The following is a 23,266-nucleotide window of genomic DNA, read 5'->3' as shown; positions in this document are numbered from 1 at the left end:
AAACGTGAGGAGTTACATGAGCGTGGCAGATGACCGCACGGTGTCCGTGGACTGGTGGCGCGACGCGGTGATCTATCAGGTGTACGTGCGCAGCTTCGCGGACGGCAACGGGGACGGTGTCGGTGATCTCGCCGGAGTCCGCCAGCGGCTTGGCTATCTTGCCGACCTCGGCGTGGACGCGATCTGGCTCACCCCGTTCTACACCTCGCCGATGGTCGATGGCGGCTACGATGTGGCGGACTACCGCACGGTTGACCCGTTGTTCGGCGATCTGGCCGAGTCGGAGCGGTTACTCGAGGACGCTCGCGCGCACGGCTTGCGCACCATTGTGGACATTGTGCCGAACCACACGTCCTCGGCACACAGCTGGTTCATTGCCGCGCTCGGCGCGGCGCCGGGCTCGGCCGAGCGGGATCGCTATATCTTCCGCGATGGAACCGGACAGGGCGGCGAGGATCCGCCCAACGACTGGGAATCCGTCTTCGGCGGGCCCGCGTGGACCAGGGTTGCCGACGGGCAGTGGTACCTGCACCTTTTCGACCCCGAGCAGCCGGACCTGAACTGGGAGAACTCCGAGGTACGCGCCGAGTTCGCCGATATCCTGCGGTTCTGGCTGGATCGCGGAGTGGACGGCTTCCGGATTGACGTCGCACACGGCATGATCAAAGCGGCCGGGTTGCCGGATGTCGGGTACGCCGAACAGATCGAACTGCTCGGCAGCACCGAACTGCCCTACTTCGATCAGGACGGTGTGCACGAGATCTACCGGGAATGGCGCAAGATCCTGGACTCCTACCCCGGAGAGCGGATCGCTGTCGCCGAAGCATGGGCGCCGAGCGCGCAGCGGTTGGCGAACTACCTGCGGCCAGACGAGCTCCATCAGGCGTTCAACTTCCACTACGTGGACACCGAGTGGTCCGCGACCGGTTTCCGGAAGGCGATCGACGAGTCGCTGCGGACCGTCGCCGAGGTTGGCGCGCCCGCCACCTGGGTACTGTCCAATCACGACCTACAGCGGCATGTCACCAGGTACGGCGATGGAGCTCGCGGGCTCCGCAGGGCAAGGGCGGCGGCACTGCTGAACCTGGCACTGCCCGGCTCGGCCTACCTGTATCAGGGCGAGGAGCTTGGTCTACCGGAGGTCACCGATCTGCCGGACGAGGTGCTGGTCGACCCGAAGTGGGTTCGCTCCGGCTACACCGACCGCGGCAGGGACGGCTGCCGGGTACCGCTGCCCTGGGCTGGGACGAGTGCGCCGTTCGACTTCAGCCAAGCCGCGGACACCTGGCTGCCGCAACCGGCGAGCTGGGCCGACTACACGGTGGCCGCCCAACGCGAGGACCCGGATTCCACCCTCGCGCTGTACCGTACGGCCCTTTCGTTGCGTCGCGGGTTCGCCGGAACAGAGCTGCGCTGGCTCGATCCGGTACGGCTCGGTGCTGGCGACACCGATGAGCTGCTTGCCTTCGAGCGCGAAGGCGGGCTGGTCTGCACGGTGAACTTCGGCCCGTCCACGGTCGAGATCACCCGACCCGGCACACTGGTACTGGCCAGCTACCCGGCCGCGGGTGGCGAATCGGACGATCCGGGAGCACAGACGGTGACCTTGCCAGCCGAAAGCGCCGTGTGGTGGACGGCCACACGGGATGAGTGACGCCGCGGTGCGCCTCGCCGACGTCGCCGAGCAGGCTGGTGTCAGCGAGGCCACGGTCAGCCGGGTACTGAACGGAAAGCCGGGGGTCACCGAGAACACCCGGCAGGCCGTGCTGACCGCGATGGATCTCCTCGGCTACGAACGGCCCGCGCGCGCCCGGCAACGCAGCGCGGGCCTGATCGGCCTGGTGGTGCCGGAGCTGAACAACCCGATCTTCCCGGCGTTCGCGCAGCACATCGAGCGGACGCTGATCCTGCGTGGGTACACCCCGGTGCTGTGCACGCATTCGCCGGGCGGGGCAACCGAGGACGAGTGCATCAGTTCCCTCACCGATCGTGGTGTGGCTGGGATCGTGTTCATCTCCGGCCAGCACGCGAACGTGGGTGGCGCGCATGAGCGATACACCCGGCTGCTTGGTGAGGGCGTTCCGCTGGTGCTGTTGAACGGCTGCACTGAGAACCCGCCCGCACCGGTGTTTTCCGCCGATGACGGGACCGCGGTCGAATTGGCCTTCGGGCATCTGCGCGCGCTCGGGCACGAGCGGATCGGGCTGGCCGTCGGACCGGAGCGCTTCGTGCCCGCGCTGCGCAAGGCAGCCGCGTTTCGCGAGTTGATCGGACCGTTGCCGGGCGCGACCGAGGATGCGGACAAGCTGATCGTGCACTCGCTGTTCTCCGTGGAGGGCGGCCAGTCCGCGGCGCAGGCGCTGCTCGATCGTGGCTGCACGGCGGTGATCTGCGGCAGTGACCTGATGGCGCTCGGGGTGATCCGCGCGGCACGCCGGCTCGGCTGGTCGGTACCCGGTGAGCTCTCGGTGGTCGGCTACGACGACTCGCCGCTGATGGCCTTCACCGACCCGCCGCTGACCACCGTCCGGCAGCCGGTGGCAGCGCTGGCCACCGAGGCTGTTGGCACGCTGCTGGACACGATCGCCGGCGCCAAGCCGGAGCCGACCGAGTACTTCTTCGAACCGGAGCTGCTGATGCGCGGCTCCACTGCTGCCCGGCCGGGCTAGTCCCCTGTATTCGGATATTTCACGAACTGCTGAAACTACGGTAGTTTCACCATCATGGGTGAGATCAACATGCGGCTGGCCTCATGGTCTGGGGAACCGAACCGGGTTCACCTCCCTCAAAAGGGGGAGTAGCTGATCCACACCATTCGGACACGGTGCAATGAGGGAGCACACAGATGGCTGAAGGTTTTGCCGCGGAGGCGGAACGCCTGCGCACGGGGTCCCGCGAACACCTCGGGAACATGACCGACAATCTGACCGAGTCGCGGCGCCAGTTGGTGAACACGAGCAGCCATGACACCGCGTTTCGCGGTGGCGACGATCGCTTCAAGAGCGTGGAGAACCGCTGGGAGGAAGCGCGCTTTTACCTGACCCGGGTAATCGATGACAACATCCTGAACCTCGACCTTGCCGCCCAAGCCCTCGAGGAGATCGCCAGGCGCTACGAGGACACCGACACGGAGAACGCGGCGGGGTTGGCATGAGCTGGTCCGATGATATGGACACGCACTGCGCGACCTTTCAGGAAGTGTGGTCGGAGAACTGGTCCGATGCCATCCCGATCTTCATGGACGACCTCGAAGGTGAGTTCAACAAGGTCGACAGCCAGCTGCAGGACATGTTCACCGCGTTCAAGGCAGGTGATCCGGAACCGGCCGAGCAGGCGGTCGCCGCGCTCAGCGGAGTGAAGAGTCAGATCACCGAGGATATGCACCAGAACCTGAATGGTCTGGACCTCTACCTCGAGGACTGGCGTGGTGACGCGGCGGACAACTTCCGGCGCTACACCTACCAGATGAAAGACGCGCTGATGCGCAAGCAGGAATGCGTCAGCGCCGCGGAGCAGGCAATGCTCGCCTACCAGCAGATGATGCAGTCCTACCGGGACGCGATTCTCGGTCTCATCGAGAGCTCGCAAGCCGCGATGGACAAGATCGACGAGGCCAATGAGATGGCCTCGGACAAGGTCAAACTCAGCATCATCGCCACGGTCGTCGCGGTCGGCGCCGCACTGACCGCCGGAGCCGCGGCGCCGGTGCTCGCGGGGGTCGGAGCCGCGCTCGTCGCCGGCGGCACCTCCTACCAGATTCTCACCATGCAGGCGGAGAAAAAGGGCGAAGTCATCGTCAAGATGATCGAGGAGGGCGACAAGATCCTCGCCGAAGTAGACGATGCGAAAGAGCGGGTCAGCAAGGCCTTCTTCGCGGTCACCGAGTACGTCACCAATGTGAACGAGGAGAATCTGCCCGACGTACGCCCCGAGCGTCCGGATATCGTCACCGACGACAAGTTCGACCCGGACGACTTCTATCACGACGATCAGCCGGACGGCATCGCCGACGATATGCGTACCGACGGATTGGTCGAGGAGCCGCGTAAACCGGACGACAATCCGCGAGATCGGCGGATCGTGGATCCGGACGCGGGTTTCTGGGACCTCGACCGGATGCTGCCCTCCCCCGACGACGCCTACCCGGAGCAGTAGCCATGGGCTGGGCGGAAGAGATGGACCAGCACTGCCAGACGTTTCGCGACGTATGGTCCGAGAGCGGGCTGGAAGGCATCCCGTGGTTCGAAGTCGACGACCTGCAGGCCGAATTCGAAGATGTGGACAGGCGAATCGTCCGGCTGTACCAGGCCTTCGCCGCCGGTGATCCGGAGCAGGCCGGCCGGCAGGCCGCGATGGCGAAGACCGCGCGGATGAAGCTCACCGAGGATATGTACGAGGACATGGACAGCCTCGACATGTACCTCCGGGACTGGGACGGCGAAGCCGCGGACAACTTCCGCGATTATCTGAACCGGATGACCGACGCGTTTGTCCGCAAGGAGGACTGCATCGCGGCCGCCGAGCAGTGCCTGGTCGCGTACGAGGACGCGCTGCGGGCATACCGGCACGATATCGAGGAACTTGTCAGCCTCACCCATGATCTACTGGACAAATTGGACGGCGCAAAGGAGCGCGCGCAGCAGGGCGTCATGCTGACCATCGTCAGCGCGGTGGTGAACGCGGCTTCCTGGCTGGCGCCGGGCAAGACCGGCAAGGTCGCGAAGGGACCGGCGGCCGCGGGCGTCACCTCGTCACTGCTGTCCGGGACCACCGGATCGAAGAACCTGATGATGCAGGCCGATTCGAACGGAAAGATCATCAGGTCGATGGTCGACGAGGGCGAGAAGATCCTGGAGGAGGTGAACGACGCCAAGCGGCGCATCGAGAACGCCTTCTTCGCGGTTACCGAGCAGCTGACCAACGTCAGCGAGGAGAACCTGCCCAACGTTCGCCCGGAACGGCCGAACATCATCACCGACAAGGAGTTCGACCCGGACCGCTTCCATCACGAGGATCAGCCGGACGGGATCGCCGATCAGGTGGACAACGCGCCCGCGGTCGAGGAACCGCCACCGGACAACGACCGGGATATTGACCGGTCGATCGTCGACCCGAACCAGCCGATGGAGCTGGACCCGAGGAATCCGTTCGATCTGTGGAAACCGCCTGAGCCGGTGCCGCATGACGTGTACCCCGAGCAGTAGTCGGGAGTTGGGAGAGACCTGCGGATGTCCGACGCGGGTGGCGAAAGCAGTCAAGACCGATCCGCCCGACTACTCGCGCGGTCTCAGGAGCTACAGAACAAGACCGCGCGCCGGCGCCAGGCGATGGAGTGGGCGGAAAAGCAGTCCGCCACGGTAACCGGTACCGCGGCCTCGGCAGACGGCATGGTCACCGTGACGGTGGACAACACCGGTATGGTCACCGGCCTCGAACTGGCGCCGGATGCGCTACGCAGGGGCACGAGTGACCAGCTGGCCAGGGTGATCACCACCGTCGCGCAGCAGGCGACCGCCTCAGCAAGAAACCAGATCAAGGAGACCTACGAAGGGTTGGTGAACGAGGGCCTGCTTGGCAGTGCCCCGCCGGGCCTGCTGGCTGCCCCCGAGGTCAGCGCGGACGGTGCCGCGCTGCCGCCGGCCCCGGCCCGCCGCGCGGCGGCGCCCGCCGCGGCTGAACCGCCACCCGCTGCGGCACCGGGTGTGTTCGATACGCCGGTACCGACCGCACGTACGGCGCCGGCACCGGAGGCGCCGAAGCCGACCCGGGCCGAGCCGCCGGACCAGTTCCTCGAGGACGCGCCCAGCTCGCCCCCAGTGATCCCGCGCGAACACACCACATTGCCCGCGGACATCACGGCGGACATCACGGCCGAGCCGGCAACCCCAGCAGCCGGACCGCCGGTCGCCGAACCGCCGAGGGCACGCCCCCGGCGCGCTCGTGCGGAGGAGGAGATGCCGGAGAGCTGGTTGCAGGACGCGCCGAAATGGGCGGACGAGAACCGACGCCGCTGACCAAAACGGCGTAAAAGCTCGTATCATAATGACTCTCCGTCGTGAGCGGGGATCAGATTGGATGAGATGCAAGGCGGAGGAGGAGCTCATAGCAGCGCTATGGGCGACGACGACAACGCCGCAGATCGCCAATCTGGCCACGCGCAATAGGTACGCGTCATTGTGATATGGGCTCTAAGTTGTTGCTATTGGTGGACCCGAAGGAGCGGCGCTGATGACTCGTGCGGTGGTAGTCGGTGGCGGCCAGGCTGGCGTGGAAACCGCTTCCAGCCTGCGACTGAAGGGCTTCGAAGGGGAGGTAGTGCTGCTTTCCGGCGAGCCGGCGCATCCCTACCACCGCCCACCGCTTTCCAAGGAGTACCTTGCCGGAAAGTCCGATGTGGCGGGTAATCCGCTGCGTGGCGAATCCTTCTTCCAGACCCGCGACGTCCAACTGCGCCGCGATGCCCGGGTTGTCCAGATTGATCGGGCAGCGGCCGAGGTCACCGTGGCATCTGGTGAGCGATTTGGCTACGACCAGCTGGTGCTCGCCACCGGATCCACCCCGCGAACGCTACCTGTGCCGGGGGCCGAACTGGCTGGTGTGGCGACACTTCGTCGCCTCGAAGATGCCTGCCAGCTACGCGAACAGCTGCCGCAAGCGCGGCATGTGGTCGTGCTCGGCGCCGGGTTCATCGGCATGGAATGCGCGGCAACGGCAAGCGGGCTCGGCGTCCCGGTCACCGTGGTGGAGATGGCCGAACAGGCGCTGGGGCGCGTGGTCAGCCGGCCAACCGCCGAGTTCGTCGTGGACAGGCACCGCGAGGCCGGCAATACTGTCCTATTCGGACGAAAGGCGACCGAGTTTCGCGGCGAGAACGGCGCGGTGCGGGCAGTTGTGCTTGACGATGGCAGCGAGCTGCCAGCGGACCTGGTGATCGTCGGTGTCGGGATCACGCCGAACACCGAACTGGCCGAAAGCGCCGGGCTGGCCGTCGCGAACGGGATCGTCGTCGATGAACTGCTGCGCACCGAGGATCCGCGGATCTACGCCGTTGGCGACTGCGCGAACTATCCGAGCGTGCACGCGGGCAGCCGGATCCGCCTCGAGTCCGTACAGAACGCGGTCGAGCATGGACAGTGCGTGGCGCAGTCGATAGCCGGATCGCCCGCGCCGTACCGGGCGGTCCCCTGGTTCTGGACCCATCAACTGGCGATGCGCTTGCAGATCGCCGGTCTCGCGCACGGCGACGAGGACACCGTGCGGCGTCCAGGCTCCGAACCCGGTTCGTTCTCGATGTTCCGCTACCGGGGCGAACAGCTCACCGCGGTCGAATCGATGAATCACCCACGAATACACATGGCCGCACGTAAACTGCTCGGCGGTGGCGTGCCGCTGGCCCGCGAGCAGGCGGCCGACCCCGACTACGACCTGAAAGCCCACCTCAGCGGATAGGAAATGCGGAGCTGATGCGCACCTCGGTCGCCATCATCGGTGCCGGGCCGGCCGGCCTGGTGCTGTCCCAGTTACTTGCCAGGCAGGGTATCGATTCGGTCGTGCTGGAAAGCCGCAGCAGAGCGCATGTGGAGCAGCGGCAGCGCGCCGGCATCCTGGAACACGGCACCGCGCAGCTACTGCGGGACTCCGGGGCTGGGCACCGAATGGACCAGGAAAGCCTGGTACACAACGGAATTGAGCTACGCTTCGCGGGCGAGGGGCATCGCATCGATTTCGCCGAGCTGACCGGGCGCTCGGTCCTGGTGTACGCGCAAACCGAGGTTGTCCGGGACCTCATCGAGCTGCGGCTCGCGGCCGGCGGGCAGCTGCTCTTCGAGGCACCCGCGACGGAGATCACCGGGATCCACAGTGCCGAGCCGGCGGTGCGGTTTCGGCAGGACGGCGCCGAACACGTGCTCACCGCGGATGTGGTGGTCGCGGCGGACGGGTATCACGGTATCGGCCGCGCCTCGATCCCGGCCGATGCGCTGCGTACCTGGGAGCGGGATTACCCGTTTGCCTGGCTGGGTGTCACGGCCGCGGTCCCTCCGTCCACTGAGGAATTGATCTACTGCCACAGCCCGCGCGGGTTCGCGTTGCACAGCATGCGCTCGCTGGAAACCAGCCGGCTGTATCTACAGGTGCCACCGGGTGCGGATCCGTCCGCGTGGTCCGACGAGCGGATCTGGCACGAGCTCGATCTGCGGTTCGCGAAATCCGGTTGGAAGCTGGACAGTGGGCCGATCGTGGAACAGTCGGTGACCCCGATGCGCAGTTTCGTGGCCGAGCCGATGCGGCACGGCCAGCTGTTTCTTGCCGGGGATGCCGCGCATATCGTGCCGCCGACCGGGGCGAAGGGGTTGAACCTCGCGGTAGCCGACGTCACCGTGCTGGCCGATGCGCTGTCCAGGTGGTACACCTCGGGCGATACCGCCGGGCTGGACAGCTACTCGGCGACCGCGCTACGCAGGGTCTGGCGGGCGCAACACTTCTCGTACTTCATGACCACACTGTTGCATGTGGACCCCACGGCGGACGACTACGCGCGCCGGCTACAACTCGCGCACCTCGACTACGTAGCCAGCTCGCACGCGGCCGCAACCTCCCTCGCGGAGAACTACACCGGCCTCCCTCTGGCCCGCTAACGCGGTTACGGGTAGTCACCGGCTAGCGGTCGGCGGGCACCTCGGCCAGCCGCACGGTCGGCTTACGCACCCGGTCGTGCCAGCCGAGCGAGGTCACCGCGAGCAGCACGATCGCAAAGCCCAACCATTGGCTGCCAGCCAGCGCGGTATCCAGAACCAGCACCCCGATCAGCGCGGCGGTCGCCGGAAACGCCAGCTCGGCCAGCGTCGCCTTCGCAGCCGGAGTGCTGCGCAGTCCGATGTAGTACAGGGTCAGCCCGATCAGCCCGGGGATCAGCGCGAGTAGCAACAATGCCGGCAGGTTCGCCAGCGGCACGGCAATCGGATCACCTTGGAACAGCAGGATGATCAATGCGGCTGGCAAGCCGATGAGAAACCGCAGCACGGTCACCTCGCGCGGCGCCAACGATCCGGCGAGATATCGGCCGAGCACCGTACCGGCGGCCCACAACGTGGCCGCGCCGAGCGCGAGCAACCCGGCGTGCAGCGCGGTGACCTGGACGGCGAACGGTTCGGGAAAGGCGAGCAGCCACGCGCCAGCCAGCGCGGGCAAGGCGAACAACAGGTAGCTTGGCCGAATTCGCTCACGCAGCAGGAAGAACGCGGCAAGCACCGCGATAACCGGCTGAAGCTTCTGCAGAACCAACGGCGTCACCGGGTCACCGAGCCGAAAGGCCATGGTGAACAGCGCGGTCGCGAGCGCCGAGCAGCCACCGCCGACGATAAGCACGGCAACTCGCTGCCGCCCGGTGCACCTGCCAAAGGCACGCACCGCCGCGGGCACCCAGGGTGAAAGCAGCAGCACGATCAGCAGGTGCTCCCAGAACACCACGGTGGCAGCAGGCAGCGCGTCCGCGAGCGGTTTACGCAGCAGGCCATCGGTGCCCCACATCGCCGCCGCGATGGCCACCAGCCAGGTTCGATCCGGCCGAACTCCAGTCACGGCGATCCACGCTACTGCGTATGGCGGCCGGCGGGGACAGCCAGCCGCACAGATCACATCAGCCAATACCGCATAGTATTGACGATCGTCACGATTACGACATAATGTCGTGGATCCCGCCCGGCCCGAGACCCTGTGGGAGTCCGGATGACCGTTGCCCCGAAACGATCCAGCCGATTCGTCGTCGTCGCGCTGTGCAGTGCGGCCATTATCGTGGACGGCTACGACCTGATCGTCTACGGCACCGTAGTGCCCACCCTCGTCGACGGTTCCGCCGAATGGACGTTGAGCACCGCCGAGGCCGGCCGGATCGGCGCCTACGCGTTGATCGGCATGCTGATCGGCGCGATCGGGATCGGCACGATCACCGATCTGGTCGGCAGGCGGCGGATCATGATCGGCTGCGTCGCCTGGTTCTCCGCCGCGATGGCGCTTGCCGCGCTGGCGCCCAACCCGGAACTGTTTGGCGTGGCCAGATTCATCGCCGGCCTCGGGCTCGGCGGAGTTGTGCCCACCGCGATCGCGCTGACCATGGAGTACGCGCATCCCCGGCATCGCAGTATGACCAACGCGGTGATGTTCTGCGGTTACTCGATCGGCGGGATCTGCGTATCGCTGGTGGCGACGGTGGTGATCCCGAATTTCGGCTGGCGGGCGATGTTCTGGATCGGCGCGGTGGTCGGCGGGTTGCTGCTGCCGCTGTGTATCCGGCTACTTCCGGAGTCGGCGAACTACCTGCTCGCCAAGGGCGACCGCGCCAAGGCCAACCAGCTTGCCGAGCGCTACAACCTGACGCTGGAGGAACCGAGGACGGGCGACAGCACGCGTCTCAGTGGCCTCGCGGGACTGCGGGCGCTGTTCAGTACCCGACTGCTGCGCGGCACGCTACTGTTCTGGTTCGGCACCGGCTTCGGCCTGTTGCTGGTCTACGGGCTGAACACCTGGCTGGCGCAGATCATGATCGAGGCCGGTTACGGTCTCGGTTCCGCGCTCGCCTTCGTGCTCGTGCTCAATCTCGGCACGATCATCGGCACGCCCGCGCTCGGTGCGCTCGCCGATCGGATCGGTTCGAAGCCGGTCACCACGGGCATGTTTCTCACCGCTGCCGGCTGCATCTTCCTACTCAGCATCGAGCTACCCACAGCGGTGCAGTATCTGCTTGTCGGCATCGCCGGCGCTTGCACGATCGGTACGACCATCCTGGTGAACGCCTACACCGGGAACTACTACTCGGCGGAGATGCGCGCGACCGGGTTGGGCTGGGCGCTTGGCATCGGCCGCCTCGGCGCGATCCTCGGGCCGCTGTACGGCAGCTTCATCCTGTCGTCCGGCTGGGGCTTGGAGGCGAACTTCTACGCCTTCGCGGTGCCCGCCGTCCTCGGCGCACTGTGCATGCTCGGCATTCCCGCGATCCACGCGGGCGCGCCGGCCCGCAAGGCGGCCGCACCCTGACCAACTCGCGTTCAGCGGGCTAACTGTCGATTTTGACTCGCGTTCAGCGGGCTAACTGTTGATTTTGTGGAGTTAATTATCTGCTCAGTCAGTTAATTGCTAGCCTTTACGCATGGCCCGACCAGCTGATCCGGAACGTGCGGCGGCGCGCCGTGCCGCGATCACCGACGCGGCCGGCCACCTGTTCGCCGAACGGGGTTTCGAGAACACCACCGCGGCCGAGATCGCGCGGCGGGCGGGGCTCAGCGCGGGCAGCGTCTTCTACTACTTCACGGACAAGCGGGCACTGTTCCGGGCCATCTTCGAACGGGACATCCCAGCGTCCAGGGAGCTGATCGACCGCCTGCTGGCCGAACCCGATCCGCTGCCCGCGATCCTCGCCCTGGTGGACGCGCTGGCCGCGGAGGCGGGCGAGCCCTACGCCATCGGCATCATGGTCGAACTGATTCGCCAGGTGGACCGGGATCCGGAGCTGGAGAAAGTGGTCGACGAGACCAGCGCGATCGTGCAGGACGGTCTCATCACCCTGATCGAACGCGGCATCCGGAACGGCGATATCGACGGCGAGCTCGACCCGGGAGAGGCCGCGACCTGGGTGCAGACGGTGATCGACGCCGCCTATCTGAACGCCAATCCAGGGCGGGACTCACGTCCGATGCTACGTCGGATTGTCAGCCGATTTCTTGCCACACCAACCTCGGGGGTAACCAGATGAGCTCGCCTGAAACGTCAATCACGATCCGGATGCCGAACTGGGTGCACTGGCTGTTGGTGCTTGGCGCCGCGGCGGCAGGATTGGTCCTTGGCCTGCTGGTGAAACCGTTCGTGCGGTGGATCGTGGATCTCATCGGGGAGGCGCCGGGGCCGCTGCGGGTGGCCGCGGAACTGCCGGTCGGCTGGGCGGTGCTGGTGCTGACCGTGGTGGGCGCGCTGATCGGCGTGTGGCTGTCCGCGGAGGCCGCGAAGGAAAGCCTGGTGGTGACGATCGGGCCGACGGATGTCCAGCTCAACCAGGACGGCAACGCGCGGTATCTGGCCAAAGCGGATATCGGCGAGGTCTTTTACGACCGTAAGGAGCTGGTGTTCCTCGACGCGGATACCCGCGAGCTGGCGCGGAACAAGGCGACCGATCTGAATCGGGAGGTGCTACGGGAGAGCATCGAGCGTTTCGGCTACCCGTGGCGTGGCGCCAGCGACCCGCGTGAGCAGGAGTTTCAGCAATGGGTGGACGGCCGTCCGGACCTCGTGGAGGAGCAGCAGCGGTTGCTCCGCTCGCGCGCGCGGGCGTTGCGCGATAAGCAGCGGGGCACCGCGGCCGAGCTGGCCGAGCAGTTGCAGGAGGCCGGCGTGGTGGTGCGGGATCGGGCGGAGGCGCAGGAGTACCGCAAACTGCCGCGGTGAACGGTGGTTCAGCTGGTCAGCTGCGCGCGTAGGTTTGCGAGATCGCCGAGCACCCACAGGTCGCCGACGAGGCCGCCGCGAAAGGTGAAAAACGCCGCGCCGGCCCAGGAAACCTGGCGTCCGGTTGCCGGCACGCCAAGCAGCTCCGCTCGGTGTTCCCCGGAAAACAGCATCTTGGCCACGGCCTGGTCGTCCGCGGACAGCAGGCGCTCGATATCGCAGCGGTAACCGGCCAGCGCGCCGGTCACCTCGCGGACGTATGCGGCGAATTCGGCATGCCCAGTGCGCACCGATCCGAGTGAGCCACGGAAGGTCACGTCCGCGGCCATGATCTCCGGGAGCACGGTCATATCCTGTTGGTTCCAGATCTCCGCGTAGAACCGGCGCACCTGGTGTTTCTGCTGCTCCGCTGGGTCCATGCACCGTGGATAGCACGAAACAGCCACGCCCCGTAACCGCGTTCTTTAAGGTTAGCGAGCTCGCTGGCGGCTCGCGGTCACTAGAATCCGGTGCCAGATGACCGGCGCCGACTTCCTCTCCCTCGACCCGGGCGCGGCTCCCGCGCGTGGTCGAACGGCCTGGCTTGCCCAGCGGCTCCGCACCGCGATCGCTGACGGCACGCTGGCGCCTGGGACCCGCCTACCGGCGAGCCGAGCACTGGCGGCCGACCTGTCCGTGGGACGGGGAACCGTGGTGGAGGCGTACCGGCGCATCGCCGAGGAAGGGCTGCTGGTCACCAACCGCGGCGGCGGAACCACCATCGCCGAGCTCGCTACCGCTGTGCCAGCCAACCTCAGATCCGCGCCGGCGGTGGAAGCGTCAAGTGAACTGCTGAACATCTCGTCTGGTGTGCCCGACGTGAGCGCTTTCCCCCGCGCGCCGTGGCTGCGTGCCGAGCGACGGGTGCTCGCCACCGCGACCGAACGCGAGCTCGGCTACGCCGACCCGCGGGGCGCTCCGCAACTGCGGACCGCGCTGGCCGGGTGGCTCGCGCGAAGCCGCGGTCTGACCGTCCAGCCGGAGCGGATCATCATCACCGCGGGCGTCACCGGGGCGCTCAGTCTCGTTGCCCAGGTCCTTCGCGAGCGGGGCAGCGCCGAGTGGGCCATCGAGGATCCCGGCGCGGTGGGAAACCGTCGCATCCTGGATTACTGGTTGGATGCGCTGCATCCGGTACCGGTGGACGAGGAAGGGTTATGTGTCGACGCGCTACCGCGTACGGATGTTCGCGCTGTCCTGGTGACCCCGGCGCATCAGTTTCCGACCGGCGTCGTGCTGTCCCCGCAGCGCCGCCGGCAGCTCATCGCTTGGGCGCAGGAGACCGGCGGACTCGTGATCGAGGACGACTACGACTCCGAGTATCGCTACGACCGTGCCCCGGTGCGCGCGATGCACGCGGCCGCACCCGAGCGGATCGTGCATATCTCCAGCCTGTCGAAGGTGCTCGCGCCGGGCATGCGGATCGGGTGGATGATCGCGCCGAGCTGGCTGCATGACGATCTCGTTCGGAAGCGCTGGGCGAGCGATCTCGGCTCGCCAACCTTGCCGCAGCTGGTCTTCGCCGAGCTCATCGAGACCGGTGCGCTGGAACGGCACCTGCGCGGCCTCCGGCTCCGGCATCGCGCGCGCCGGGATGCCGCGGCCGCCGCGATCCGGCGTTACCTGCCCGGCTGCCGGAGCGAGGGGATCGCCGCCGGCCTGCACCTGCTGGTTCGACTTCCGGAGCACATCGACGACGCCGAGCTCGCGGCGCGCGCCGAAGCCGAGGGGATCGCCGTGCAGCCGCTGTCCGCGCATCGCTTCGCGCCGGGGCCGCCGGGCCTGGTGATCGGATACGGTCCACACCCGGCTGCCCGACTCGCCGCGGCGATCAAGATCCTCGGTGCGCTCGCCGGGCTCAGCCCGGTCATTGGCGAGTGACGGCCAGCATCGCCGCCAACACCACGAAGGCCACCGCGAACCCGCGACCAAGCCAGCGCAGCACGGCGGGGCGACCGATCACGTACTGGCGTAGCCACCCCGCGCATAGGCCGTAGCCGGCGAAGATCGCCAGCGTGATCGCCATGAACACCGCGCCAAGTACGGCCATGCGAAATACCGCGCCATCAGTGGCGATATCGGTGAACGTCGGGAGGAACACGAAGAAGAACAGGGTGAGCTTCGGATTCAGCAGGTTCACCAGCACCGCGCCGCCGATCACCCGCCCGTTCGAGGGTGTCGCGCCATCGGCGTCCAGGGTGAGGACGCCGGTCTGCCGCCAGCTGCCCCACGCCATGTAGAGCAGATAGGCGACGCCCAGCCATTTGATCGTTTCGAAGGCCACCGGGCTCGCGGCCAGTAGCGCCGCCGCACCGGTCAGTGCCAGCGCCAGATGCGGCAGGATGCCCAGCGTGCACCCCAGCGCGGCAATGAGCCCGGTGCGCGCCCCGCGCCCCAGCCCGGCAACGATCGTGAACAGCGCGCCCGTGCCCGGGGTTGCCGTGACAACGAACGAGGTCGCCCAGAACTCCACTCCCATGCCTCCACGGTGACCGGAGCATGGTTCGCACTGAAGGGCCAAGTCCTACCCACAAACTTGAACCAAGTTTCTGGGTATGGCTCATTTACTTTGTGGTCGTTTGACGTCGCCAATGAGCACGTCGAGGTTGAGGTGCTTGGCTAGCAGATGCTTCAGCTCGCGGCCTTCGATGAGCTGGATGCGGCCGTTCCTGTCGGCGAAGTCGTGTGTGGCTTTGCCGTACCAGGACGTAGTGACGAGGACACCACGGCTGGCCTTCTTGTCGTCCATCACCCCAGCCAGCGCCCGGACGGCTTCCGCGGGCACGACGCCCCGGTAGCGCTTGGCCTGAATGATGCAGGTGCCGCCCATGATCGGGTCCTTGTTCACCGCGACGGCATCCAGTCCATCGTCGCGCGAAGCCTGCGTAACCCACGATTTCATGCCCATGGCCTCGAACAACTCCTTCACCAGAATCTCGAAGTCGTATGGCGGCAGGTGCAGCAGTACGGGCCGACTGTCCAGGCCGGCGGCGACGTCGTGCGCGTCCGCCAGCCGGTACTTCGACAGGTCGGGATCGAATACTGGCGAAACCTCCTCCAGGTCCCACGGATGAGGCGATATGCGCGCCTTGAGATGACCCAGGCATTGCGCAGGATCCAACTCGCCGAGGACCAGTTTCGCGAACAGCTCCCGGGTGGCCGACACACTGACCAGGCAGGGACGTTCGGGCTGTCCGGTCGCCTTGTTGCGGGTGGATACGTACCCGTTCACCGCCACTTCGTCGATGATTTCCTGGGGGGTAGCTTCGAAAACATCGCGCATCGTGCGGAGCACGAGCTGCGCGACGAGACTCGTGTAGCGCTGCCGGATTTCTTTTACTGGACGGGCTTTGCGCACGATCTCGTCGCGCGTGCGTACGTAGCTGAACTCGCGGACATCGGGTATCACGTCGACTTCGGGCAGATCGCGATTTACCAGGAGCTTCTTGGGCTCGGGTTGGTAGGCGACGTCGACGTCAACGGGGAGGTCGTCCGGGATCGGCGAGCACTCAATGGCTAGCTGGAAGTAGTCCTCGACCGATGGGGGATCGAGTGCACGCACCTTCTCGGCGAGCTCGTCGACCTTGGCGTTGTGCTTGTTGATCTCTTCTTCGCGAGCGCGTTCGGCAGTGTCGTGCTCGGCCTGCGCGGCCGCCAGCGCCGCTTGCCGGTCGCTTTCCTGCGTTTGATGTTTCGCAACATCGGCGTCAAAACGACGGCGTGCGTCCTCCGTTGCCTTCTGCTGGCCGCCTTTGAAGATCCGACCCAATCCTGATGGAGCCGGTGGCACGTAGTTCTCCCATTTAGGGGCTGGCGCCGCCGTCGCCAGCCGGGTGTCCGGAGCGAACGGGCTGGGCTGGAAAGCCTTGCGAAGCCAGGTAAAACCGAACGGCTTTGTCGACAGGCCATCGATGAGTACGCGTTCCAGTGCGGTGACACGCGAAGCCGTCTGTTCGGTCATCGCCGCGGCTTCAGCCTTCTGCAGTTCCAGGTACTGCTCACGTTCTTCGCGCTCGGCTTGTTTCTGTGCCTGCAACGCCGCACGCTGCTCTTTCTCCTGCTCGCGAACCTGCTGCCGAGCAAACTGGTTCTGTTGGCGCGCTGCCAGTCGCTTCTGATGCTCCCTTTCCGCAAGCGGACCCCGCCGACGACCCATCCCGTGCCCTCCCTACTCGCCGCGACCAACCCCAATAGAGGGTAATCAGGTTGCAGCGGAGCGTGAAGACGTCAAGCGACTACGCCACAGTTCGCTCGATCCGCGAAACGCGTCGATATCTCAGTGCGGCGCAGTGGTCCACAGGGCGCTGAGCGGGACACAGGCGAGGTTGTCCCCGAAGGGGAGTTGCTGGTCACCGCAGTACAGAACAAAGCCCGCGCGAAAGCGGTCCCCAAGACGCCGTTGAAGGACGCGAAGAGAGCGAAAGTCATCCGCGCGCACCGTTTCAGCAGCTTTTACCTCTATCGCGACCACCTGTCCGGCATTGTCCTCCAGCACCGCGTCTACTTCATAGCCGTCGCGGTCCCGATAGTGGTGCAGGCGAGGCATCGTCTGGTTCCACGTGATCTGACGCGCGAGTTCGCCGATGACGAATGTCTCGATGAGCCCACCTGTCGTGGCGTCGTTGGTGACTCCGGAGACCAAGTATCCAGCAAGGCCAACATCGTTGAACACCAACTTCGGTGTGGCGACTGCGCGGGTCGTCGCGTTCGCTGACCATGCGGGGATCAGCCTGATCAGGTAGATCAGCTCCAGCAGTCCCACATAGTCACGGACAGTCGACTCGGGAAGCGCCAGATCCGACGACAGGCGACTGTAGTTGAGCAAACCGCCGGACTGCGCCGCGAGGGTCCTGACCAGGCGTCGCATATCGGTGCTGCGTTGAATGTCCGCGACCTGATGCACGTCCCGAGTCATAATGTCGTCGTGGTACGACCTGAAGAACTGAGCTCGCCGCCGCGGCGTAGTGCGGCGAACGGCCTCCGGATACCCACCACGGGAGGCAAGCGCCAGGTAATCGCGGCGGCGCAGTTCCGAGGGTATTACCTGAAGCTGGCTGCCATAAGCGAACGCGGCATCAACGAAGCCATCAGGCTCGTTGTTGATCTCCCCCTGAGTCAACGGGAACAGTTCGATCGTCTCCGAGCGTCCAGGCAGGGCGTCAGGGAGCTGGCTCAGGCCAAGTAGTCGCGCAGAACCGGTCAGCAGAAACCGCCCCGGGCGAGGGTCACGGTCGACGATGTGCTTGATCGTGAGCCACAACTCCGGAACACGCTGGACCTCATCGAGGAGCATGGTCCCCGGGGCATCCAGAAATGCCACCGGATCCGCCTCGGCCGAGGCCCTCGTCCGAGGATCGTCCAGGTACCTCCGCACGACGTCCGAATGGCTGACCAAGCACAACTCAGCAAGGGTACTTTTGCCCGTTTGGCGCGCTCCGTTAACTATGACGACGCGCGTGTCGCCAAGCGCCTCCTCGACCAGGCGAGAAGCCTTGCGCGGAAGATAATCCTTGGCCTTCTGCACGACCTGATTCTATCATCCCGTCGCGGATCTGCCGAGGTTGTCTCCGTGAATCTGCCGAAGACCTCTTCGCGGATCTGCCGAAACGATTGCCACGGATCTGCCGATCGCCTAGCCGTGGATCTGCCGGAACTTGACCTATCAGTGGCGCCCCGGCAGGCGCGATGACAGTCATCGGCGTTTACCAGGACGAACGGGTCGACGGTGACGTGTCAGCGGAGAACCGATGCTCTTCGGTCGGCCACCGCCACGCCGCATCGCACGAACCAGCTCCGCTAGTGCACGGATGATTGCTGGCCGTTCGCTCGGTGAACTGCCACGGAGGGCGACGATCGTGACGACGACAACAACGAAGGCGGGCAGTGCGGAAAGGGCAATGACCCACAGCCCGGCAGATAGCAGACTCACGCGTTTACCTCGCGTCCCTTGCTCTGGCTGAGCAGGGCACGCAGGCTTCAGCTCAACCAGTGGATAGCAACTGGCAAAGCTGAGTACCTGCCCGGCGAAAGTCCTCAGAACAGTAGTTTGAGTACTTCCTGGCCTGTTCAGGCCGTCGAGGAACACGTTCGGAGGTCTCTCCCGCCGGGATACGACCCACGCTGCCGGTGACATCTCGGGCGGTCAGCGCCGGGCTGACTACGCGAGACGTTCGCGTCACGTGTTGACGACAACGTGTGTAAGGGATACTCCCCTCCTGTTCCAAGTATGCACGTCGATGGGCTGGCCGGCCACCAAGAAGGCTTGGCTGAGGTAGCTCGACGACGGCCGGAGTCATGACGTCTATCGCGAATCGCGCCACGACGAAGGCGTTCAGTGACTGTGTGTTGCCCTTCGCTAGTGCCTCGTAGACACTGTCAGGCACTTCCCGCAGATTCATTCGGCAAAGGACGCGGTCGAACATCCCAATTCGAAGCCACGCTCCCCAGCGCCGACAATGGTGCACGTGACCGCAACACTCGCCAAGCCCGCGCTGCGGATCGGCCCGTATAAGGTCGATCCGCCGGTGGTGCTCGCACCGATGGCGGGCATCACCAACCTCGCGTTCCGCAAGCTGTGTCGTGAGTACGGTGCGGGGCTGTATGTGTGCGAGATGATCACCGCCCGCGCGGTGGTGGAACGCAACGCGAAGACGCTGCACATGATGGCCTTTGACCAGGCGGAATACCCGCGCTCGATGCAGCTCTACGGTGTGGACCCGGCCACCATGGCCGAAGCCGTGAAGATCATCGTCGGCGAAGGCTGGGCAGACCATATCGATACCAACTGGGGTTGCCCAGTGGCCAAGGTGACCCGCAAGGGTGGCGGCGCCGCGTTGCCGTTCAAGCGCAAGCTGTTCGGACAGATCCTCGCCGCCGCCGTCGCCGCGGCCGAACCTTCTGGCGTGCCAGTCACCGCCAAGTTCCGGATCGGCATTGACGACGAGCACCACACGTATCTGGACGCGGGGCGAATCGCCGAGGAGGAGGGCGCGGCCGCGGTGGCACTGCATGCGCGTACCGCCGCGCAACGTTACTCCGGGACGGCGAGTTGGACGCATATCGCGCGGCTGAAGGAAACCGTGCGCTCGATCCCGGTACTGGGCAACGGGGATATCTTCAGTGCGGCCGATGCGCTGGCTATGTTGCGGCAAACCGGCTGCGACGGCGTGGTGGTCGGTCGCGGCTGCCTTGGCCGGCCGTGGTTGTTCGGCGAGCTGGAGGCAGCCTTCGCGGGACGGAGCGCGCCCGAACCACCGAACCTCGGCGGCGTCGCGCACGTGCTGCGCCGGCACGCCGAACTGCTGGTGCAGCAGGACGGCGAACTGAAGGCCATGCGGGACCTGCGCAAACACATGTCCTGGTACTTCATGGGCTTTCCAGTCGGCGCACAGCCACGCCGCCGACTTGGCATGGTCGGCAGCCTGTCCGAACTGGACGACCTGCTCGCCGAACTCGACCACACCGCACCGTTTCCGGCCGACGCCCAAGGCCGACGTGGCCGACAGGGCTCCCCTGGCAAGGTCACCCTGCCACACGGCTGGCTCAACGACCCAGACGACGAACTGACCCCCGAAGCCGAAGACATGCACTCCGGCGGCTGAGCCACCCTTTCGGCGCTTGACGGGTCGCATCTAGTTCGTCACGCTAGGTTCGCAATGCTTCACAAGTTGCGCGCAATCTGGAGGTCGATGTGCACGCAAGATTCCTCGGCAAAGACCCCGAGTCCCAGGAAGGCCAGTCGCCTACCCTGTTCGGCACGGACCGCACAGAACGTGTTACCTGCATCGTGCAAGGCTGGCGGGTCACCGACCCACAGGCATTAAGCGATATTGGCGAAGTCCCCGACCACGAAACACTGGTTGAGGTTCCCGAGGAAGTATTGAAGTACTACGCTCGCCGCTATCAGGAGGAGGGAAACTGACACACCTGATCGAACCCGGCCCGGAATTCGGCCAGCTCTTCCGCACCTTCGAACACACCGCCTTCCGCCTAGAGACAAGGGACCAGTACAAGTCATCGAACGAATCTGAAGCGTTGCGCCAATTCATCGCTGGCGAACAGGTTGACATGGGCTGGTTCCAGAACTGGTTAACCATGATCAGCGAGGCAACTGCGACAGGTAAGCGCTTCGCTCGGGTACGAATAGTCACAACGCCGTTGACTGACTATAGCCGTTTTGGCGTCTACTGCTCCCAGTACACTAATGCGGCAGGAGAGAACATCCGATATCTCGCACGCCACGAAGCAAGCGATCTGCCAGATTACGACTATTGGCTGTTCGACTCACTGAAACTAGTGCGGATGCACTTCGACGACGATGAGAACTTTCTCGGCGGAGAAATAATTGATGATCCGCACACTATTATAAAACACAACTACTGGCGCGATGCCGCCTGGCACAAGGCGGTCCAACGGGATGAGTTTTCTACAAAATAACAAATCAAGCTCCACTAACGTCCATGAAGCACGTATAGCCCTAGGTGCCCGACTCCGCGAGTTGCGGCAACGGTCAAACATGACTGGTCGACAGCTCGCGGAGTCACTACATTGGCAAGCCTCGAAGGTGTCCCGGCTTGAAAACGGAAAACAGACGCCGAGCGATGCGGACATAACGGCCTGGACCCGCACGACAGGAAGTGAGCAAGAGAAGCCCGACCTGCTTGCCACGCTTCATACGCTGGAAGTTCAGCATGCAGAGTGGCAACGCCAACTCAGGACCGGCCTTAAGTCGCATCAATCACAAGTAGCGGAGACCAATGCGAAGACACGGATGTTCCGAGTATTCGAGTGTACTTATGTTCCTGGCTTGCTGCAAACATCCGAATATGCGCGCTCCCGATTCGAGCAGAGCGTCAAGATATTCAAAGTACAGAATGACGTACACGAAGCTGTAAAATCTCGAATGCAACGACAGGACATTCTGTACAGACCGGAGAAGCGCTTTCATTTCGTTCTGACCGAGGCAGTTCTCCGCTACCGACTATGCTCTCCCGAAGTCATGCTGGGCCAGCTCGACCGCCTGCTAGCTATGACCAGCCTCCCGAACGTCAAACTCGGTATCATTCCATTCGAAACAACCTATGTCGTCGCGCCCAGCCATGGGTTTTGGTTGTTGGACACCGACCGCGTAATGGTCGAAACGTTCTCGGCCGAGTTGAACTTGGCGCAGCCGCAAGAGACGAAGCTGTATGGCGAAGTCTTCGACGTCCTGGCTACGGCGGCCAGCTACCACCGTGAGGCACGCTCGATCCTCAATCGAGCCATCGAAGACCTCGCACAGCAACTGTCCAACTCCTAGCGCTCAATTGCATACCGGTGATAGACCTTTACTGATTGTGCGCAATTGCGCGCAATTGTCTACCGATCCACCTTCGGCTCTTCGTAGCCTTCTCGCCACCAGCAGTGATGCCCCTTGGAGGCAAGAACGTGCGCGTACCAACGCACCAACCTCGACCGGGCTGCTCAACCAGGCGCAGGAGGGTGCGAGTGTCGATCCGGGGGCAATGCGCATGCGGCAGGTCGCGAAAGGCAGACCGGAAGTGGCGAGAGACGGGCCAGGGAGCCTGGATGCTCCCCGGCTCCGGATGGGTGCTGAGGCCGAACACGGAACAACTTCGACTTCCGCCAACAACCTTCGACAAGGTGTACCCATGGATTCTCTACCGAGACACCGAGCCAGTAACCGAAATCGGGGACTCGACAGTTCCGGCCGCGCTCCGCAAGGCTGAATGGGCCATCGCACAAGGCAGGCACTTCAGCCCTCAACCAGCCCAGCCTCCCGCACGCCTCACCGCCTGAGGCCACGACCTTCGTGAGGTGTCGTAATTGCTGCTCTCCGGTGAGGAGATCGGGAAGCTGTTCGACAACTTCCAGCGTTCGGCGTTCCGCATGGAGACACAGCCGGTCTACACGATGGAAGCCGAGCAGGACGAGATACGGCAGTTCCTTGCGGGCGAGCCGATACCCCGAGGCTTCAACGCCGGCTGGCATAACGAAGTACGGGGCAACGTTGCAGCAGGCAAGACTATGACTCGACTCAAAGTCGTACGGCGTCCCTTCACCGACTACACGCGATTTCTCTTCGCATGGGCGATACCTGGCAACATCGAAGCCGGTGAAGACTACCGGATACTTGATCTCACCGACACAGAACTAGACATTCCGAGTCAAGACTTCTGGCTCTTCGACGAAGAGACCGTAGCTCTTCTCCACTTCAACGACGACGGCACCCTGCAGAGTCGGGAACTAGCCGAAAACGTCGCGCCATACCTCGAATGGCGCGACATCGCACTACGGGAGTCGGTGCCCTTCGGTGACTATCACCCTGACGAATGAAGCTACAGCGGTGATCTTGCTGGAACACTTCGAAAGCTCCGTAAAGCGGCAGGTCTCTCGGGAGAGAGGCTAGCCGTTCGCTGCGCGATGAGTCAGAGCCGGGTAAGCCTGATCGAGCCCGGGCGGCAGTTGTCTACGGTCGTCGATCTAGACCGGATTCTGAAAGCGCTGGAAGTACCAGCGGGAGCAGCGGCAGGATTGCAAGCGCTAGCCCGAAAGCGAACGTCGAGCACACACCGGGGCGCGCCACCTACTCTCTACGCAACCAACTACCAGAACACACCACCTGCATCGTTCAAGGGCAGCGGGTCGCCGGCCCGCCGGTGCTAAGCGACATCGGCGAAGTCCCCGACCACGAAACGCTCGTGGAGGATCTCAATGATCGTGTCAAGCGTTGATGGCTGCGGGTGTGCTGGTTTGCCAGGGACGGTTGTCGCGCAGCAGTGCCCAGAGGACGTCG

22 protein-coding genes and 1 pseudogene are annotated in these 23,266 nt (G+C 64.8%); 18 read left to right on the top strand and 5 right to left on the bottom strand.

Annotation, left to right across the window (positions count from 1 at the left end):
* Positions 1-40: 40 nt before the first annotated feature.
* The 8 genes from EV191_RS26810 to EV191_RS26775 all read left to right on the top strand — a co-directional run bounded on the left by EV191_RS26810 (position 41) and on the right by EV191_RS26775 (position 8,636).
* Positions 41-1,654 (top strand): glycoside hydrolase family 13 protein, encoded by a 1,614-nt coding sequence (locus EV191_RS26810; protein WP_132880565.1) that lies wholly within the window; start codon positions 41-43, stop codon positions 1,652-1,654.
* A complete protein-coding gene (locus EV191_RS26805; RefSeq protein WP_132880493.1) occupies positions 1,647-2,669 on the top strand; it encodes a LacI family DNA-binding transcriptional regulator in 1,023 nt (340 codons plus the stop codon). Before EV191_RS26810 ends, EV191_RS26805 begins: the two co-directional genes overlap by 8 nt.
* A gap of 176 nt (positions 2,670-2,845) precedes the next feature.
* Positions 2,846-3,154, top strand: coding sequence for a hypothetical protein (locus EV191_RS26800; protein WP_132880491.1), 309 nt, complete (start codon positions 2,846-2,848; stop codon positions 3,152-3,154).
* A complete protein-coding gene (locus EV191_RS26795) occupies positions 3,151-4,155 on the top strand; it encodes a hypothetical protein (protein ID WP_132880490.1) in 1,005 nt (334 codons plus the stop codon). Before EV191_RS26800 ends, EV191_RS26795 begins: the two co-directional genes overlap by 4 nt.
* A 2-nt stretch (positions 4,156-4,157) precedes the next feature.
* The gene (locus tag EV191_RS26790; protein WP_132880488.1) at positions 4,158-5,204 is read left to right on the top strand and encodes a coiled-coil domain-containing protein; all 1,047 of its coding nucleotides are present in this window, start codon (positions 4,158-4,160) and stop codon (positions 5,202-5,204) included.
* 24 nt (positions 5,205-5,228) lie between these two features.
* Positions 5,229-6,014: a YbaB/EbfC family nucleoid-associated protein gene (locus EV191_RS26785; protein ID WP_132880486.1), complete on the top strand. Its 786-nt coding sequence runs from the start codon at positions 5,229-5,231 to the stop codon at positions 6,012-6,014.
* 214 nt (positions 6,015-6,228) lie between these two features.
* A complete protein-coding gene (locus EV191_RS26780) occupies positions 6,229-7,449 on the top strand; it encodes an NAD(P)/FAD-dependent oxidoreductase (protein ID WP_132880484.1) in 1,221 nt (406 codons plus the stop codon).
* A 14-nt stretch (positions 7,450-7,463) separates the two neighbouring features.
* The gene (locus EV191_RS26775; protein WP_132880483.1) at positions 7,464-8,636 is read left to right on the top strand and encodes a 4-hydroxybenzoate 3-monooxygenase; all 1,173 of its coding nucleotides are present in this window, start codon (positions 7,464-7,466) and stop codon (positions 8,634-8,636) included.
* 22 nt (positions 8,637-8,658) lie between these two features.
* On the opposite strand, the gene EV191_RS26770 is transcribed toward EV191_RS26775, so the two are convergent.
* Positions 8,659-9,579, bottom strand: coding sequence for a DMT family transporter (locus EV191_RS26770; protein WP_132880481.1), 921 nt, complete (start codon positions 9,577-9,579; stop codon positions 8,659-8,661).
* 147 nt (positions 9,580-9,726) lie between these two features.
* On the opposite strand from EV191_RS26770, the gene EV191_RS26765 reads away from it, so the two are divergent.
* The 3 genes from EV191_RS26765 (at position 9,727) to EV191_RS26755 (ending at position 12,432) form a co-directional block, all read left to right on the top strand.
* Positions 9,727-11,031, top strand: coding sequence for an MFS transporter (locus tag EV191_RS26765; protein WP_132880480.1), 1,305 nt, complete (start codon positions 9,727-9,729; stop codon positions 11,029-11,031).
* A gap of 112 nt (positions 11,032-11,143) precedes the next feature.
* Positions 11,144-11,746: a TetR/AcrR family transcriptional regulator gene (locus EV191_RS26760; RefSeq protein WP_132880478.1), complete on the top strand. Its 603-nt coding sequence runs from the start codon at positions 11,144-11,146 to the stop codon at positions 11,744-11,746.
* Positions 11,743-12,432 (top strand): YqeB family protein, encoded by a 690-nt coding sequence (locus tag EV191_RS26755; protein WP_132880477.1) that lies wholly within the window; start codon positions 11,743-11,745, stop codon positions 12,430-12,432. The genes EV191_RS26760 and EV191_RS26755 overlap by 4 nt, the downstream gene beginning before the upstream one ends.
* An 8-nt stretch (positions 12,433-12,440) precedes the next feature.
* Here EV191_RS26755 and EV191_RS26750 read toward each other — a convergent pair whose 3' ends face one another.
* A complete protein-coding gene (locus tag EV191_RS26750; protein ID WP_132880475.1) occupies positions 12,441-12,851 on the bottom strand; it encodes an ester cyclase in 411 nt (136 codons plus the stop codon).
* A gap of 97 nt (positions 12,852-12,948) precedes the next feature.
* Here EV191_RS26750 and pdxR point away from each other — a divergent pair, with 97 nt between their 5' ends.
* Positions 12,949-14,352 carry a MocR-like pyridoxine biosynthesis transcription factor PdxR gene (pdxR, locus tag EV191_RS26745; RefSeq protein WP_132880473.1) on the top strand — a complete coding sequence of 468 codons (1,404 nt, stop codon included), beginning with the start codon at positions 12,949-12,951 and terminating at the stop codon, positions 14,350-14,352.
* On the opposite strand, the gene EV191_RS26740 is transcribed toward pdxR, so the two are convergent.
* The 3 genes from EV191_RS26740 to EV191_RS26730 all read right to left on the bottom strand — a co-directional run bounded on the left by EV191_RS26740 (position 14,339) and on the right by EV191_RS26730 (position 17,995).
* Positions 14,339-14,950 (bottom strand): LysE family translocator, encoded by a 612-nt coding sequence (locus EV191_RS26740; RefSeq protein ID WP_132880472.1) that lies wholly within the window; start codon positions 14,948-14,950, stop codon positions 14,339-14,341. The genes pdxR and EV191_RS26740 overlap by 14 nt on opposite strands.
* Before the next feature lie 81 nt (positions 14,951-15,031).
* On the bottom strand, positions 15,032-16,627 hold the full coding sequence (locus EV191_RS26735) for a restriction endonuclease (RefSeq protein WP_243659259.1): 1,596 nt from the start codon (positions 16,625-16,627) through the stop codon (positions 15,032-15,034).
* Between the two features lie 120 nt (positions 16,628-16,747).
* Entirely contained in the window at positions 16,748-17,995 is a 1,248-nt protein-coding gene (locus EV191_RS26730; RefSeq protein ID WP_207894745.1) for an ATP-binding protein, read from the bottom strand.
* Positions 17,996-18,926: 931 nt separating this feature from the next.
* Here EV191_RS26730 and dusB point away from each other — a divergent pair.
* From dusB to EV191_RS31010, 6 genes and pseudogenes are all read left to right on the top strand, one after another.
* Positions 18,927-20,072, top strand: coding sequence for a tRNA dihydrouridine synthase DusB (dusB, locus tag EV191_RS26720; protein WP_132880468.1), 1,146 nt, complete (start codon positions 18,927-18,929; stop codon positions 20,070-20,072).
* Positions 20,073-20,161: 89 nt separating this feature from the next.
* Positions 20,162-20,392 (top strand): hypothetical protein, encoded by a 231-nt coding sequence (locus tag EV191_RS26715; protein WP_132880467.1) that lies wholly within the window; start codon positions 20,162-20,164, stop codon positions 20,390-20,392.
* Positions 20,350-20,907 carry a DUF6879 family protein gene (locus tag EV191_RS26710; protein WP_341539642.1) on the top strand — a complete coding sequence of 186 codons (558 nt, stop codon included), beginning with the start codon at positions 20,350-20,352 and terminating at the stop codon, positions 20,905-20,907. The genes EV191_RS26715 and EV191_RS26710 overlap by 43 nt, the downstream gene beginning before the upstream one ends.
* Positions 20,858-21,769, top strand: coding sequence for a helix-turn-helix domain-containing protein (locus tag EV191_RS26705; protein ID WP_341539641.1), 912 nt, complete (start codon positions 20,858-20,860; stop codon positions 21,767-21,769). The genes EV191_RS26710 and EV191_RS26705 overlap by 50 nt, the downstream gene beginning before the upstream one ends.
* Positions 21,770-22,296: 527 nt before the next feature.
* Positions 22,297-22,806, top strand: coding sequence for a DUF6879 family protein (locus EV191_RS26700; RefSeq protein WP_243659257.1), 510 nt, complete (start codon positions 22,297-22,299; stop codon positions 22,804-22,806).
* Between the two features lie 24 nt (positions 22,807-22,830).
* Positions 22,831-23,136: pseudogene (locus EV191_RS31010) on the top strand (helix-turn-helix domain-containing protein); the annotation flags it as partial.
* Positions 23,137-23,266 lie beyond the last annotated feature (130 nt).

Origin of the sequence: Tamaricihabitans halophyticus (assembly GCF_004340875.1) — a bacterium.
GTDB lineage: Bacteria > Actinomycetota > Actinomycetes > Mycobacteriales > Pseudonocardiaceae > Tamaricihabitans > Tamaricihabitans halophyticus.
This window is presented reverse-complemented; position numbering and strand designations above follow the sequence as displayed.

What these genes read in the sequence shown, in the direction of transcription:
- EV191_RS26805 (WP_132880493.1), top strand. Translation starts at nt 1,647, where the DNA reads ATGAGTGACGCCGCGGTGCGCCTCGCCGACGTCGCCGAGCAGGCTGGT.
- EV191_RS26800 (WP_132880491.1), top strand. Translation starts at nt 2,846, where the DNA reads ATGGCTGAAGGTTTTGCCGCGGAGGCGGAACGCCTGCGCACGGGGTCC.
- EV191_RS26795 (WP_132880490.1), top strand. Translation starts at nt 3,151, where the DNA reads ATGAGCTGGTCCGATGATATGGACACGCACTGCGCGACCTTTCAGGAA.
- EV191_RS26790 (WP_132880488.1), top strand. Translation starts at nt 4,158, where the DNA reads ATGGGCTGGGCGGAAGAGATGGACCAGCACTGCCAGACGTTTCGCGAC.
- EV191_RS26785 (WP_132880486.1), top strand. Translation starts at nt 5,229, where the DNA reads ATGTCCGACGCGGGTGGCGAAAGCAGTCAAGACCGATCCGCCCGACTA.
- EV191_RS26780 (WP_132880484.1), top strand. Translation starts at nt 6,229, where the DNA reads ATGACTCGTGCGGTGGTAGTCGGTGGCGGCCAGGCTGGCGTGGAAACC.
- EV191_RS26775 (WP_132880483.1), top strand. Translation starts at nt 7,464, where the DNA reads ATGCGCACCTCGGTCGCCATCATCGGTGCCGGGCCGGCCGGCCTGGTG.
- EV191_RS26765 (WP_132880480.1), top strand. Translation starts at nt 9,727, where the DNA reads ATGACCGTTGCCCCGAAACGATCCAGCCGATTCGTCGTCGTCGCGCTG.
- EV191_RS26760 (WP_132880478.1), top strand. Translation starts at nt 11,144, where the DNA reads ATGGCCCGACCAGCTGATCCGGAACGTGCGGCGGCGCGCCGTGCCGCG.
- EV191_RS26755 (WP_132880477.1), top strand. Translation starts at nt 11,743, where the DNA reads ATGAGCTCGCCTGAAACGTCAATCACGATCCGGATGCCGAACTGGGTG.
- EV191_RS26750 (WP_132880475.1), bottom strand. Translation starts at nt 12,851, where the DNA reads ATGGACCCAGCGGAGCAGCAGAAACACCAGGTGCGCCGGTTCTACGCG.
- pdxR (WP_132880473.1), top strand. Translation starts at nt 12,949, where the DNA reads ATGACCGGCGCCGACTTCCTCTCCCTCGACCCGGGCGCGGCTCCCGCG.
- EV191_RS26740 (WP_132880472.1), bottom strand. Translation starts at nt 14,950, where the DNA reads ATGGGAGTGGAGTTCTGGGCGACCTCGTTCGTTGTCACGGCAACCCCG.
- EV191_RS26735 (WP_243659259.1), bottom strand. Translation starts at nt 16,627, where the DNA reads ATGGGTCGTCGGCGGGGTCCGCTTGCGGAAAGGGAGCATCAGAAGCGA.
- dusB (WP_132880468.1), top strand. Translation starts at nt 18,927, where the DNA reads ATGGTGCACGTGACCGCAACACTCGCCAAGCCCGCGCTGCGGATCGGC.
- EV191_RS26705 (WP_341539641.1), top strand. Translation starts at nt 20,858, where the DNA reads ATGCCGCCTGGCACAAGGCGGTCCAACGGGATGAGTTTTCTACAAAAT.